Annotated in this window: 11 protein-coding genes; 4 read left to right on the plus strand and 7 right to left on the minus strand. The window is 74.5% G+C overall.

All coding sequences use genetic code 11. The annotated features are described in order from the left end of the window. Window positions 1-6 precede the first annotated feature (6 nt). Entirely contained in the window at window positions 7-1467 is a 1461-nt protein-coding gene (locus ACF1AK_RS12465) for a CoA transferase (RefSeq protein ID WP_391498754.1), read from the plus strand. A gap of 16 nt (window positions 1468-1483) precedes the next feature. Here ACF1AK_RS12465 and ACF1AK_RS12470 read toward each other — a convergent pair whose 3' ends face one another. Next, entirely contained in the window at window positions 1484-2083 is a 600-nt protein-coding gene (locus tag ACF1AK_RS12470) for an HdeD family acid-resistance protein (RefSeq protein ID WP_391498755.1), read from the minus strand. 198 nt (window positions 2084-2281) lie between these two features. On the opposite strand from ACF1AK_RS12470, the gene ACF1AK_RS12475 reads away from it, so the two are divergent. The 3 genes from ACF1AK_RS12475 (at window position 2282) to ACF1AK_RS12485 (ending at window position 7476) form a co-directional block, all read left to right on the plus strand. Beyond that, window positions 2282-4087: an NAD-binding protein gene (locus ACF1AK_RS12475; protein ID WP_391498756.1), complete on the plus strand. Its 1806-nt coding sequence runs from the start codon at window positions 2282-2284 to the stop codon at window positions 4085-4087. A 184-nt stretch (window positions 4088-4271) separates the two neighbouring features. Next, window positions 4272-6827: an IPT/TIG domain-containing protein gene (locus ACF1AK_RS12480; RefSeq protein WP_391498757.1), complete on the plus strand. Its 2556-nt coding sequence runs from the start codon at window positions 4272-4274 to the stop codon at window positions 6825-6827. Window positions 6828-7029: 202 nt separating this feature from the next. Next, complete coding sequence (locus ACF1AK_RS12485; RefSeq protein WP_391498758.1) at window positions 7030-7476, plus strand: nitroreductase family deazaflavin-dependent oxidoreductase; 447 nt, start codon at window positions 7030-7032, stop codon at window positions 7474-7476. A 47-nt stretch (window positions 7477-7523) separates the two neighbouring features. Here ACF1AK_RS12485 and ACF1AK_RS12490 read toward each other — a convergent pair whose 3' ends face one another. The 6 genes from ACF1AK_RS12490 to ACF1AK_RS12515 form a co-directional block, all read right to left on the minus strand. Beyond that, window positions 7524-8105: a DUF6193 family natural product biosynthesis protein gene (locus ACF1AK_RS12490; RefSeq protein WP_391498759.1), complete on the minus strand. Its 582-nt coding sequence runs from the start codon at window positions 8103-8105 to the stop codon at window positions 7524-7526. A gap of 195 nt (window positions 8106-8300) precedes the next feature. Beyond that, on the minus strand, window positions 8301-9080 hold the full coding sequence (locus tag ACF1AK_RS12495) for an enoyl-CoA hydratase (protein WP_391498760.1): 780 nt from the start codon (window positions 9078-9080) through the stop codon (window positions 8301-8303). 91 nt (window positions 9081-9171) lie between these two features. Then, window positions 9172-10206 (minus strand): enoyl-CoA hydratase/isomerase family protein, encoded by a 1035-nt coding sequence (locus ACF1AK_RS12500; RefSeq protein WP_391498761.1) that lies wholly within the window; start codon window positions 10204-10206, stop codon window positions 9172-9174. A 177-nt stretch (window positions 10207-10383) separates the two neighbouring features. Then, window positions 10384-11604 (minus strand): fumarylacetoacetase, encoded by a 1221-nt coding sequence (gene fahA, locus ACF1AK_RS12505; RefSeq protein WP_391498762.1) that lies wholly within the window; start codon window positions 11602-11604, stop codon window positions 10384-10386. Beyond that, complete coding sequence (locus ACF1AK_RS12510; protein ID WP_391498763.1) at window positions 11601-12482, minus strand: hypothetical protein; 882 nt, start codon at window positions 12480-12482, stop codon at window positions 11601-11603. Before ACF1AK_RS12510 ends, fahA begins: the two co-directional genes overlap by 4 nt. Then, the gene (locus ACF1AK_RS12515) at window positions 12479-13678 is read right to left on the minus strand and encodes a homogentisate 1,2-dioxygenase (protein WP_391498764.1); all 1200 of its coding nucleotides are present in this window, start codon (window positions 13676-13678) and stop codon (window positions 12479-12481) included. Before ACF1AK_RS12515 ends, ACF1AK_RS12510 begins: the two co-directional genes overlap by 4 nt. Between the last annotated feature and the right edge of the window lie 67 nt (window positions 13679-13745).

The raw sequence follows: 13745 nt of genomic DNA on the forward strand, positions 1-13745 counted from the left end.
GCCGGCATGACCGACCGTCCGCTCCCCGCACCGTCCGGCCCCGACGACCGGCTTCCGCCGCCGGCCGGCCTCCCCGGCGCGGACCTCCCCGCCCCGGGCGCCCCCGCGGCCGACCTCCCCACCGCCGACGCCTGGCGCGCCCTCGGCGGACCGGCCGAACTGCTGGAGCGGGTCTCCTTCCACGGCCCCGACGCCGTGCTGCCCTCCCGGCTGCCCGTCCGGCGCCTCGCCCGGGCCACCGTCGCCGCCTGCTCGCTGGCCGCCGCCGAACTCGCCGCGCTGCGCTCCGGCGGCCCCGTGCCCCGGGTGCGGATCGACCAGGGCGCCGTCGCCACGGCCTTCGTCAGCGAGCGCCACCTGCGGATCGACGGCCGCGCCCCGGTCTCCTTCGCGCCGCTCTCCGGCTTCTGGCCGACCACCGACGGCTGGCTGCGCACCCACGCCAACTACCCCCACCACCGCGACCGGCTGCTCACCGCCCTCGGCCTGCCCGGTGACACCGGGCCCGAACGGCTCGCCGCCGTGCTGCGCGAGCTCCCCGCCGCGGCCGTCCAGGAGCGCGCGTACGCGGCGGGGGCGCTCGCCGTCGCGGTCGCGCCGGTCCGGGACACCGTGCTGCCGCTGGTCGACGTCCGCGCCGTCGACACGACCGCGCCCCGCCCGCTCGCCCCCGCCTCCGTCGGGCAGCCCGCCGCCGGGATCCGCGTCCTCGACCTCACCCGGGTGATCGCCGGCCCGGTCGCCACCCGCACCCTCGCCCTGCTCGGCGCCGAGGTGCTGCGCCTCGACCCGCCGCGCCTGCCCGAGGCCGACGACGCCCACGCCGACACCGGCTTCGGCAAGCGCTCCGCCCGCCTCGACCTCGCCGACGGCGCCGGGCGGGCCGCCTTCGAGGACCTGCTCGCCACCGCCGACGTCGTGGTCACCGGCTACCGCCCCGGCGCGCTCGACGCGTACGGGCTGGCCGCCGGGGCCCTGCTCGCCCGCCGGCCGGGCCTGGTCGTCGCCGAGCTGAACGCCTGGGGCTGGAGCGGCCCGTGGGCCGGGCGGCGGGGCTTCGACAGCCTGGTCCAGGCCGGCTGCGGCATCGCCGCGACCGAGGCCGGCGCCGACGGCCGCCCCGGCGCCCTGCCCGCCCAGGCCCTCGACCACGGCACCGGCTACCTGGTCGCGGCCGGCGTGCTGCGCGCCCTCACCGAGCAGCGCACCGGCCGGCCCGGCGGGCGCCACCTGCGCTACTCCCTGGCCGGCACGGCCTCCTGGCTGCTGCACGGCATCGCCCCCACCGCCGACCCGCACCTGCCGCCCGACGAGGAGCGCTACGACCCCGCCCGGTGGCTCACCGAGACGGACGCGCCGTACGGCCGGCTCCGGTACGCGCTGCCGCCCGTCGGGTACGACGGCGCCCCGGCGGACTGGAGCCGCCCGCCGGGGCGCTGGGGCACGGACGCGCCGCGCTGGTCCTGAGGACCGGCCGGCGGGCTCAGACGCCGGAGGGGATCTGCCGGGCGGTGCTCCGCACCTGGAACGCCGTCACGATCTCGATCAGCCCCAGGATCACCAGCCAGCAGCCGGCCAGCACGGTCAACGCGGTGATCGAACCGGCCGGCCAGACCATCAGCAGCACCCCGGCCAGCGTGTTCGCCGCGCCCGCGAACGCCTGCCAGCCGCGGGCCGGCATCGCCTCGTCCGAGAGGGCGGCGGCGACCTGCGTGATGCCCCGGAACAGCCAGCCGATGCCGATCCAGATCGCGAGCAGCAGCACCGACTGCGCCGCGCTGCGGAAGCAGAGCAGGCCGAGCAGCACGCAGATCGCGCCGCTGATGAACGCCAGCACCCGCATCGCGGTGGCGGCGTGCGTGCCGAACGCGGCGACCAGCTGGACGATGCCGATGACCAGCAGATAGAGGCCGAACAGCACGCCGACCACCAGCAACGTCTCCTCCGGCCACACGAACACGACGATCCCGAGGCCCAGCGAGACGAGTCCGGCGACCAGCAGGACCTGCCAGGCGGCCTTGGCGAGCAGCCCGAGCGGGCCCCGGACCGGGGAGCCGTCGGGAGTGATGATCGGGGAGACCACAGGGCGTCCTCCAGGGGAGTGGACGCCCCGGCGTGTGCGCGGGCGCCCTCGGCGTGCGGGTTTCGGGCGCTCCTCACAATCGCCCCACGTGCCCCCACCCGCGCGTCGGATACGCCCGTTCGGGCGACCCGGCGGGTTTCCCCCGGGATTCCCGGAACGCCATCTGGGCCTCATGTGCCGTCGATAGGATCCGGCGATATGACTTCTGAAGGGTGGGGGACCCCTCCGGTCGAGCCGATCAGCCAGCACTACATCGTCTGCGGCGGCAATGCGCTCGCCCACCGCCTGGCCGTCGAACTCGTCGAGCACTACGACGTCCCGGTCGTCGTCCTCGTCCCGGACCGCGCCCGCGACCACGCGCCCCGGATCGAACAACTGGAGGGCGTCGCCGCCGTCGTCGAGTACACCAGCGTCACCGAGGAGGCGCTGCGCGCCGTCCGGGTGGAGACCGCCCGCGGCATCGCCTTCGTCGACGGCAACGACCAGGAGAACATCCACGCCGCGCTGTCCGCGCAAGGACACAACCCCGCCATCCGCATCGTCCTGCGGATGTTCAACCAGCGGCTCGGCGCCAACATCGAGCGCCTGCTCAGGAACGGCGCCGCGCTGTCCGGCTCCGCCACCGCCGCCCCCGCCTTCGCCGACGCCGCCCTCTCGCGCCCCAACTCCGTCCAGGTCGGCGACCGCTTCCTGCACATCGCCTACGACGACGACATCCGGTCCGACCGGCTCTGCATCGTCGCCGACCGGATCGACCGCCAGGACCTCGGCCGGATCCGGCTGCTGCCCGAGCAGGAGGGCGACTCCGCCTCCTTCGTCCGGCTGGCCAGCGAGTTCGGCGACGACGGGCCGATCCGCTCCGCCGCCGAGGCCCGCCGCGCCGCCGGGAGCGGGTCCGAAGCCCTGACCGGCGGCATCGCCGCCCTCCAGACCCTGCGCGGCGACCCCGCCGTCCGGATCCCCTGGTGGCGGCGGCTGCGCTGGCGGCTGCTCGACACCCTGCGCTTCTTCACCAGCGTCCGGCTGCGCGTGGTGCTGATCACCGCCCTCGCCGCCGTGCTGCTCGCCTTCGGCCTGCTCTGGTACCTCAACGGGAACGTCGCCTGGACGCTCTACACCGCACTGCTCGACCTCGCCGGCGCCGCCCAGCCGGACCAGCCCGGCGAGCCCGGCGGAACCGGCGGCAGCTGGCAGCGGGTCGCCCAGGTCGTGATCACCTTCTGCGGCATCACCTTCGCGCCGGTCGCCACCGCCATCGCCGTCGAGGTGCTCGCCTCCGGCCGCCGCGGCCAGCCCCGCAACCCGGGCGTCGGCACCCGTGACCACGTCGTCGTGGTCGGCCTCGGCAACGTCGGCACCCGGGTGGTCAGCCGGCTGCACGGCCTCGGCGTGCCGGTGGTCGGCCTGGAGAGCGACCCCCAGGCCCGCGGCATCTCCGCCGTCCGCGCGCTCGGCGTCCCGGTGGTCGTCGACGACGGACCGCTCGCCGAACAGCTGCGCCGGGCCCGCCTCAAGCACAGCCGCGCGGTGGTCGCCGTCAGCGGCGACGACGCGACCAACCTGGAGGCGGCCCTGGAGGCGCGCGCCGAACGGCCCGACGTCCGGGTGGTGCTGCGATTGTTCGACGACAGCTTCGCGAGCCACGTCTACGCCACCCTGGACAACGCGGCCTCGCGCTCCACCTCCTACCTCGCCGCCCCGGCGTTCGCCGCCGCGCTGATGGGCCGCGAGGTGCTCGGCACGCTCTCGGTGTTCCGGCACGTGCTGCTGATCGCCGAACTGCCCGCCGAGCTCGGCAGCGGCCTGATCGGCCTCAACCGCCACGACCTGGAGGACAGCGGCGGCGTCCGCGTCCTCGCCGTCCGGCTGGCCCGCAGCCCCCGGCTCTACCAGTGGCGGTACGCCGACCGCAGCCGCGCCCTGGAGCCCGGCGACAGCGTCGTGGTCGCCGCCACCCGCGGCGGCCTGGCCCGGCTCAACACCACGCTGGCCGCCGGCGGCTGAGCCGGGGCCCGGAGACCGGCGCGGCCGCGCGGGATCACGGTGGAGGGTCGCATTCCGTTTGTGAATGGACGGAAACGGTCATCATCCGTCATCCTAAGAGTCGTCAAATTTCGTGAGCATGACGCGATTTGACACCGTCCGGCCGGGGGGCCGGACGGTCCTGACCCGCGGAGAGGCGGAGTACATGGCACTGGTCCCCGACATCGGGGCGACGCGTTCGGGCCGCTGGCGAAGGCTGCGGCGCGGTACGGCGGCGGCGGTGACGGCCATGGTGCTGGGCACCCTGGGCGCGGTCGTCCCGGCCTCGACCGGGCACGCGGCACCCCCGGCGAAGCTCCTCTACATCGCCAACTCGGCCGCGAACACGGTCACCGTCTACGATCCGGCGGCCAGGTCGGTGGTCGCCACCGTCCCGGTCGGCCGCCGCCCGCAGAACCCCGCCATGTCGCCGGACGGTTCGGAGGTGTACGTCCCCAACACCAACAACGGCAACGTGTCGGTGATCGACACCGCGACCAACACCGTCGCGGCCACGATCACGGTCGACCTCTCCCCGTTCGCGGCGGCCTTCTCGCCGGACGGCAAGTACGCCTACCTGGCCAACTACAGCGGCATCGCCACGGTCACCGTGCTCGACACCGCGACCCGGACGGTTGTCGCCCGGGTCCAGGCCGGCCGCCAGGCGGCCGCGCTGGCGGTGACCCCGGACGGCAGCCGGGTCTACACCGCCGACTTCGGGGCCGACACGGTGTCGGCGATCGACACGGCCAGTAACACGGTCGTCGCCACCATCACCCCGCCCAGCGGTGCCAGCAAGCCGAGCGGGGTGGCGATCACCCCCAACGGCAAGCTCGCGCTCGTCCCCTTCGCGGCCACCAACAACCTCGCGGTCATCGACACCGCCGGGAACACCGTCGTGGCGACCGTCGCCGTCGGCTCCCAGCCGCAGGACGTGGCCGTCTCGCCGGACGGCGCGGTCGCGTACGTCGCCAACGGCTCGTCCAACTCGGTGACGGTCCTGGACCTCACGACCCTCACCGTCGTCGGCAGCGTGCCGGTCGGCGGCCGGCCGATCTCGGCCTCGGTCGACGTGGACGGCTCCCACGTCTACGTCGCCAACTTCAACGACAACACGGTCTCGGTGATCGACACCGCGACCAACACCGTCACCGGAACCGTCCCCACCGGCACATCCCCGTACGGCTCCGCGATCGGCAAGCTCGCCCAGCCGGCGGTCACCGGCATCAGCCCCGCCCACGGTCCGGTCGCCGGCGGCACCACCGTCACCCTCACCGGCACGTTCCTGACCGGCACCACCGCGGTCACCTTCGGCGGCACCCCGGCGACCGACGTGACGGTGGTCGACCGCACCACCGTCACCGCGACCGCCCCGGCGCACGCCGCCGGTGCCGTCGACGTCACCGCGACCGTCGCGGGCCGCGACCTCGCCGCCGGGACGTACACCTACGACGCTCCCGCTCCCGTGGTGACGGCGGTCGCGCCGGATCACGGTCCGTTGGCGGGTGGCACGGTCGTGACGTTGACGGGTGGTGATTTGTCGGGTGCGAGTGCGGTGGCGTTCGGGGGTGTTCCGGCGTCGGCGTTCACGGTCGTCAGCGGTACCCGGATCACGGCGACCGTTCCGGCCGGGAGTGTTGCCGGTGGGGTGGATGTGACCGTCACGACGCCCGGCGGCACCAGCCCGGCCGTGCGGTACACGTATGACGTTCCGGCTCCCGTGGTGACGGCGGTTGCGCCGGATCACGGTCCGTTGGCGGGTGGCACGGTCGTGACGTTGACGGGTAGTGATTTGTCGGGTGCGAGTGCGGTGGCGTTCGGGGGTGTTCCGGCGTCGGCGTTCACGGTCGTCAGCGGCACCCGGATCACGGCGACCGTCCCGGCCGGGACTGTTGCCGGTCCGGTCGATGTCACCGTCACCACGCCCGGTGGCACCAGCCCGGCCGCGAAGTACACCTACGAGGAAGGCTCCTACGTCTTCGCCAAGTCCGCCGATCCGCAATCGGGTTCGACGGTGAACGCGGGCGACAGGGTGACCTACACCGTCACCGTGACCCAGCAGGGCACGGCCGAGGTCAAGGGTGCTGCGATCGTCGACGACCTCTCCATGGTCCTGGACGACGCCGCCTACAACGGTGACGTCAAGGCCGACGCAGGTACCGCCGAGGTCAAGGACGGCAGGCTGACGTGGACCGGCGACCTGCCGGTGGGCGGCGTCGTGACGATCACCTACTCCGTGACCGTCAACGCGGGCGGCGACGCCAAGCTGCACAATGCCGTGACCACGACGGACGGCAGGCGCGGCACCTGCGCCACCGAGAAGGGCTGCGAGACCGACCACACGGCCCGGGCCGGAAGCACCCCGTCGCCGACGGCCACGCCGACGCCCACGGCCACGCCGACGCCCACGCCTTCGCCGTCGTCGACCGGTGGCGGCCAGACGCCCGGCGCTCCCGCCCCCGGACCCGGCCCGGCCGCCCCCGGCCCGGCCGCCCCCGCCCCGGCGGCTCCGCAGGCCCCGGTCGCTCCAGTCGCTCCGGTTGCTCCGGTCGCTCCGGTTTCCCAGGTCGCTCCGGTGGCCTCGGTGCCCCGGAGGCCGTCGGGCGGCAGCCTCGCCGACACCGGTTCCACCGCGTTCACCACGGCGACGATCAGCGCCGCCCTGCTGGTCCTCGGCGGCCTCGCCGTCGCCTTCGGCCGCCGCCGTCGCCGGCACGGCTGAGCCGGTAGGCCGCATGGGTGGGGTGGGGGGGGGGGGGGGGCCCCCCCCCCCCCCCCCCCCGAAACCCCCCCCCCCCCCCCCCCCCGGGGGGGGGGGGGGCGGGGGGGGGGGGGGGCGCGGGGGGGGGGGCCCCCCCCCCCCCCCCCCCCACCACGGATACCCTGCCCCCTGAAGCCGTCCGCGGAGCGAAAGGGTGCAGGCGGTGCCTCTTGAGGGCGAGTACGACCCGAGTCCGGCGCAGTGGGTGCGCGATCAGGTCGAGCTGTACGAGAGCTCGGGCGGCACCCGGGGCACGACGCTCTGGCACACCGGCCTGCCGGTCGTCATCGTCACGATGCGCGGGGCGAGGAGCGGCCGGATCCGCAAGATCCCGCTGATGCGCGTGGAGCACGAGGGGCGGTACGCGGCGGTGGCCACGAAGGGCGGCTACGCGACCCACCCGGACTGGTACTTCAACCTCAAGGCCAACCCCGAGGTGGACCTCCAGGACGGCCCGGAGGTCCGGAGCATGACGGCCCGTGAGCTCACCGGCGACGAGAAGGACCGGTGGTGGGAGCGCGCGGTCGCCGCGTATCCGACGTACGCCGAGTACCAGGAGAAGACCGACCGCGTGATCCCGGTCTTCGTCCTCGAACCGACCGGCCCCTGAGCGACACCCCCCCGGCCGGCGTCCCGCCGGCGCTCCCCGCCCCCGCCTCAGCGCGCCGGCCCGGTCCCCTCGGGCAGGGCGGCCACCACCAGGGCGACGGCCTCCTCCGCGGTCGCCGTGCGGGCCACGAGGTCGCCCCGGTTCCGGACCGAGTACGGCCCGTCGTGGTCCAGGGCGATCACCGGGCCGACCTGCGCCTTCCAGGGCTGCTCGATCCGGGTGGAGAACCAGAGGTCGAAGTGGCTGTTGACCGGCATCAGCCGGCGGAGCACCGGCTGGGCGTACGCGGCCGCCAGCAGCGCGTGGGCCCGCGGATGCCGGTCGTAGGGCGGCACGTGGACGCGGTCGAGCTTGACCAGCCACGTCAACTCGACGCCCACGAAGGGCTCCCGCTCATGGGCGAGGGCCCAGGGCCGGAACCGGACGAACGGGGCGCGCGCCCTGGTCCTCTCCAGCCCCTCCCCGTCCAGCCACGCCGCCGTCGCCCCGACCACCTGGGCCGGGTCCGAGGTCCGCCCGTGGGCCAGGCGCGTGCCGCGGTCCTGGAGGCTCACCCCGAAGGTCCGCCGCCTCCCGGCGGGCGGGTCCACCCGCACCCGCCGCCCGCTCCCCGCGTCGACGTACGTCACGCCCGCGCCCGGCGTCTCCTCCGCCTCGGGCAGTACGAGCCCGAGCCCCTCCGCCGTCCGGCTCAACGCGACCCGAAGAGCCCCGCCCCCGCCCCCGTCAGCCCGATCACCCATCCCGATCACCCATCCCGATCACTCAACCCCCGGCCCCGGGGCCCCTTCGTCCTCAGGACGAAGGGGCTCTCCGACGGCGTGTCAGCGGTGCTTGAAGACCGCCGGGCGCTTCTCGGCGAAGGCGGTCATGCCTTCCTTCTGGTCGGCGGTGGCGAAGGCGGCGTGGAAGAGGCGGCGTTCGAAGCGGACGCCCTCGGCGAGGGTGGTCTCGAAGGCGCGGTTGACGCTCTCCTTCATCATGATCGCGGCCGGGGTGGACATCTCGGCGACCTTCTCGGCGGTGGCGAGGGCCTCGGCGAGGAGGTCGTCGGCGGGGACGATGCGGGAGACCAGGCCGGCGCGTTCGGCCTCCTCGGCGCCCATCATCCGGCCGGTGAGGCACAGTTCCATGGCCTTGGCCTTGCCGACCGCCCGGGTGAGGCGCTGGGAGCCGCCGATGCCCGGGATCACCCCGAGCTTGATCTCCGGCTGGCCGAACTTGGCGGTGTCGGCGGCGATCAGGATGTCGCAGAGCATCGCCAGCTCGCAGCCGCCGCCGAGGGCGAAGCCGGCCACCGCCGCGACGACCGGCTTGCGCAGCTCGCCCAGGCGGTCCCACGGGCCCAGCCAGTCGTCCAGGTAGACGTCGGGGAACCGGTTGCCCTGCATCTCCTTGATGTCGGCGCCCGCCGCGAAGGCCTTCGCCGAGCCGGTGATGACCAGACAGCCGATCCCCGGGTCCCGGTCGAAGGCGGTGGCCGCGGCCACGACCTCGTTCATCAGCTGGTTGTTGAGCGCGTTGAGCGCCTCCGGCCGGTTGAGCGTGATCAGCCCGACCCGGCCCTTGCGGTCCACCAGGATCGTCTCGTAGGTCTCGGTCATCGCCGTTGACTCCCATTCCGTTGTGCTCCGACGGACCCAACGATCTCCGAACCGGCCCGCCTCGCGCCAGTCTCGATCCGCGAGACGGTCGTCACCCGAGCCGCAGGTCACCACCGTGCGGCGGCTCGAAGAACGCGGCCACCGTCCGCGGATCGACCCCGGCGAGGGTGGCCGGCGACCAGTGCGGGTCGCGGTCCTTGTCGACGACCTGGGCGCGGATGCCCTCGACCAGGTCGTGGTGGCCGAGCGCGGCGCAGGACACCCGGTACTCCTGCGTCAGGCACTCCTCCAGCGAGCCGTGCGTCCGGGCCCGGCGCAGGGCGGCCAGCGTGACCTTCAGCATGGTCGGCGAGCGCTCGGCGAGCTCCTCGGCGGCCTGCTTGGCCTCGGGGACGCCGCTCGCCGTCAGCCGCGCGACGATCTCCTCGACGGAGTCGGCCGCGTAGCAGGCGTCGATCCAGTCGCGCCGGGCGGCGAGCGGCGCCGCCGGGGCGGGTTCCGCGTGCCGGCCGAGGACCTCCTCGACGGGCGCGTCGGCCAGGCCGGCCAGCAGTGCCGGCAGCTTCGCCGACGGCACGAAGTGGTCGGCGAACCCGCACAGCAGCGCGTCCCCGGCGGTCATCGAGGCGGCGGTGAGCCCCAGGTGGGTGCCCAGCTCGCCCGGCGCGCGCGACAGCAGCCACGTCCCGCCGACGTCCGGCACCAGGCCGATCCGGGTCTCCGGCATGGCCACCACCGAGCGCTCGGTGACGATCCGCACCGACCCGTGGGCGGACACCCCGACGCCGCCGCCCATGGTGATGCCGTCCATCACCGCGACATAGGGCTTGGGGTAGCGGGAGACCAGCGCGTTCAGCCGGTACTCGTCCCGGAAGAACGCGCGCGTCCCGGCCCCGCCCGCCTTGGCGTCGTCGTGCATCGTCCGGATGTCGCCGCCCGCGCACAGCCCGCGCTCCCCGGCCCCGGTCAGCACCACCACCCGCACCGCGTCGTCCCCGGCCCACTCCTCCAGCACCGTCCGCATCCGCACGACCATCCCGTGCGTCAGCGAGTTGAGCGCCCTCGGCCGGTCGAGCACGATCCGCCCCACCCCGCCGTCCCGCGACGCCCGCACCTCGTCAGCCATCGTCCCCACTCCCGTTCGTCCTCGCCGGCCGTACTCGCTTCGAGACTTCACGGCCTGCAACCACCTCAAGGCCTCAGGATGTCAGGATCCCAGGGTTCCCGGACGAGCACGAAGGGCGGCTCCGGTGGTGACCGGGGCCGCCCTTCGTCCGGCGGGGGAGAATGGTTCGGGTGGTCCTCAGGGGAGGATGCGGCCGGTGACTTCGCCGAAGCCGACGACGGTGCCGCCGGGGCCTGGGGCGGTGGCGGTGATGGTCACCTCGTCGTCGTTCTCCAGGAAGGTGCGGGTCGTGCCGTCCGGGAGCTTGAGCGGGTTCTCGCCGTTCCAGGTGAGCTCGATGAGGGCGCCGCGGGTCTCGGGCGCGGGGCCGCTGACGGTGCCGGAGGCGAAGAGGTCGCCGGTGCGCAGGGAGGCGCCGTTGACCGTCATGTGGGTGAGCTGCTGGGCCGCCGTCCAGTACATGGAGGCGAACGGCGGGCGGGAGACGGTGTGGCCGTTGAGGCGGACCTCCATCGCGAGGTCCAGGCCCCACGGCTCGCCGCCGCGGTCGTCGAGGTAGGGGAGCGGCTCGACGTCGCGGGCCGGCGGGGTGACCCGGGCGTGCTCCAGGGCGTCCAGCGGCACGATCCACGGCGAGACGGAAGTGGCGAAGGACTTGCCGAGGAACGGGCCGAGTGGCACGTACTCCCAGGCCTGGATGTCGCGCGCGGACCAGTCGTTGACCAGGCAGACGCCGAAGACGTGCTCGCGGAAGGCGTCCAGGGGGACGGGCTCGCCGAGCGCGGAGGGCGCGCCGACGACGAAGCCGACCTCGGCCTCGATGTCCAGCCGGCGGGTCGGGCCGAAGGACGGAACGGCGTCCGCCGGTGCCTTGCGCTGGCCGTGCGGGCGGACCACCGGCGTGCCGGAGACCACCACGGTGCCGGAGCGGCCGTGGTAACCGATCGGCAGGTGTTTCCAGTTGGGCGTGAGCGGCTCGGAGCCGGGGCGGAAGATCCGGCCCAGGTTGGTGGCGTGGTGCTCGGAGGCGTAGAAGTCGACATAGTCGGCGACCTCGAACGGCAGGTGCAGTTCCACCTCGGCGAGCGGCAGCAGCAGCGGGGTGAGGGCCTCGCGGTGGGACTCCTCGGTCAGCCAGCGGGTGAGCGAGGCCCGCACCTCGGTCCACACCGGGCGGCCGGCGGCCAGCAGCGGGTTGAGCGAGTCCGCGTCGAGGAGCACCGACGGCTCCCCGGCGGCGCGGGCGGCGGCGCCGGCGTCCAGGACGAAGTCGCCGACGCGCACGCCGATCCGCCGCTGCCCCGGCCGGTCGCCGGCCGTGAAGACGCCGTACGGCAGGTTGTGCACGCCGAACGGCGAGTCGTTCGCGGGGGCGAGCCAGCTGCGGGGGGTGGTCAACGGTCCTCCTGGGGCGTCGGGTCGGGCGACAGCAGGCCGAGGGCGGCCAGGTCGTCCAGGGGCTCGGCGATGCTGCAGGTGCCGAACGCGGTGAACGAGTTGCGGATCACCGTGACCTGACGGTCGCTCAGGGTGCGCACCGCCTTGGCGAGCACCTCGCCGGAGCGCTCGGCGAGCACCTCGGCGGCCGCGGCCGGGTCGGTCTCCTGGGCGGCCAGCAGGACGTTCAGGAAGCCGTGGTGCTCGAAGCCGGTCACCGGGTCGGTGTGCCGGACGGCGTGGTGCAGTCCGGCCGTGCACTTGTACGGCAGGCCGCGCTGCGCGCACCCGGTGAGGAAGCCGGCCAGCTCCCGCTCGTCCGGGAAGGCACCGGCGACGATCCCGCCGGTGCGGAACTTGGCCCGGTAAGGGCTGTCGACCAGCACGTCCAGGACCTCGTCCAGGCCGTCGCCGCGCAGCAGTTCGCGCGGCAGCTCGACGGCGGCGGGCACATCGGCCGGCAGCAGCAGGTCGAGCGCGGCGACCGCCTCCCGGGCGTCCCGGGTGGCGAGTTCGACGCCGGCCACCTCGAACGGGGCGGCGGCGGCCAGTGCCGGGCCGAGCTCGGAGCTGCCCCCCGGCAGCACCAGCCCGACCCGGAGGACGGGGGCGGGGTCCTGGGGCGCGGCGGGGCCGGCGCCCTGCGCCGCGGCCGCCAGCTCGCCCAGCCGGCCCGCCCCGCAGAGCAACGGGCCGACCGCCTCGGCGTACCAGGCGGTGCGGTGCGCGCGGTGCGCGGGCACCGCCTCGGCGACCGGCAGGTTCCCCGGCGGGAACACCGCCGCGTCGTCGAAGAGTCCCTGGAACAGCGGCGGGATCACGGGGGTGGTGCTGCTCACTGCTGCGGCCCCCGACCGGCCCACGTCCAGGCGTAGCCGGAGTCCTCCGAGGCGCGGCCGCCCTCGCCGAGCTCCAGCGGGCGGAAGGTGTCCACCATGACCGCGAGCTCGTCGAAGAACTCCACGCCGATGGACCGCTCGTACGCCCCCGGCTGCGGGCCGTGGGTGTGGCCGCCCGGGTGCAGCGAGATCGAGCCCTGGCCGATGCCCGAGCCCTTGCGCGCCGCGTAGTCGCCGCCGCAGTAGAACATGACCTCGTCGCTGTCCACGTTGGCGTGGTAGTACGGCACCGGGATCGACAGCGGGTGGTAGTCCACCTTGCGGGGAACGAAGTTGCAGATCACGAACCCGTTGCCCTCGAACACCTGGTGGGCCGGCGGCGGCTGGTGGATCCGCCCGGTGATCGGCTCGAAGTCCCGGATGTTGAACGCGTACGGGTACAGGCACCCGTCCCAGCCGACCACGTCGAACGGGTGGTGCGGCACGGTGTACCGGGTGCCGGAGATCCCGTTCGGGCCCCGGTGCTTGACCAGGACGTCGACGTCGCTGCCGTCGACGAGCAGCGGGCCGGACGGGCCGCGGAGGTCCCGCTCGCAGTACGGCGCGTGCTCCAGCAGCTGGCCGTACTTGGAGAGGTAGCGCTTGACCGGGGTGATGTGGCTGTTCGCCTCGATGCAGTAGGCGCGCAGCGGCTCGTCGCCGGACGGCACCCAGCGGTGGGTGGTCGCCCGGGGGATGACCACGTAGTCGCCCTGGCCGACCTCCAGCGCGCCGAAGACCGTCTCCACGGTGCCGGTGCCGGACTCCACGTACACGCACTCGTCGCCGAGCCCGTTGCGGTAGAGCTCGCTCGGCGCCCCGGCGGCGACGTAGGAGATCCGCACGTCGCCGTTGCCGAGGACGAGCCGGCGCCCGGCCACGACGTCCGCGGACTTCCACTCCTGGCCCGCGAACAGCTCGTGCAGCTTGAGGTGGCGGGGGAGCAGGGGATGGTTGGGCACCGTCGACTGGTCGGGCAGCTCCCACGGCACGGCGTTCACGACGGCCGAGGGGATGCCCCGGTGGTAGAGCAGTGAGGAGTCCGAGGAGAACCCCTCCTCGCCCATCAACTCCTCGTAGTACAGACCGCCCTCGGGCGTGCGGTGCTGCGTGTGCCGCTTGGGCGGGATGCTGCCCAGCTGCCGGTAGTACGCCATCGTCCCTGCTCCTCCCGGACCTTCCTGTGGCCCAGCGCTTCCTACGGCTCCAGCGGTGGCCGCGTGC

Origin of the sequence: Kitasatospora sp. NPDC015120 (assembly GCF_043080305.1) — a bacterium.
Taxonomy (GTDB): Bacteria; Actinomycetota; Actinomycetes; order Streptomycetales; family Streptomycetaceae; genus Kitasatospora.

Coding starts and splice junctions, on each gene's coding strand:
- ACF1AK_RS12465 (WP_391498754.1), top strand. CDS start 7: ATGACCGACCGTCCGCTCCCCGCACCGTCCGGCCCCGACGACCGGCTT.
- ACF1AK_RS12475 (WP_391498756.1), top strand. CDS start 2,282: ATGACTTCTGAAGGGTGGGGGACCCCTCCGGTCGAGCCGATCAGCCAG.
- ACF1AK_RS12480 (WP_391498757.1), top strand. CDS start 4,272: ATGGCACTGGTCCCCGACATCGGGGCGACGCGTTCGGGCCGCTGGCGA.
- ACF1AK_RS12495 (WP_391498760.1), bottom strand. CDS start 9,080: ATGACCGAGACCTACGAGACGATCCTGGTGGACCGCAAGGGCCGGGTC.
- ACF1AK_RS12500 (WP_391498761.1), bottom strand. CDS start 10,206: ATGGCTGACGAGGTGCGGGCGTCGCGGGACGGCGGGGTGGGGCGGATC.
- ACF1AK_RS12515 (WP_391498764.1), bottom strand. CDS start 13,678: ATGGCGTACTACCGGCAGCTGGGCAGCATCCCGCCCAAGCGGCACACG.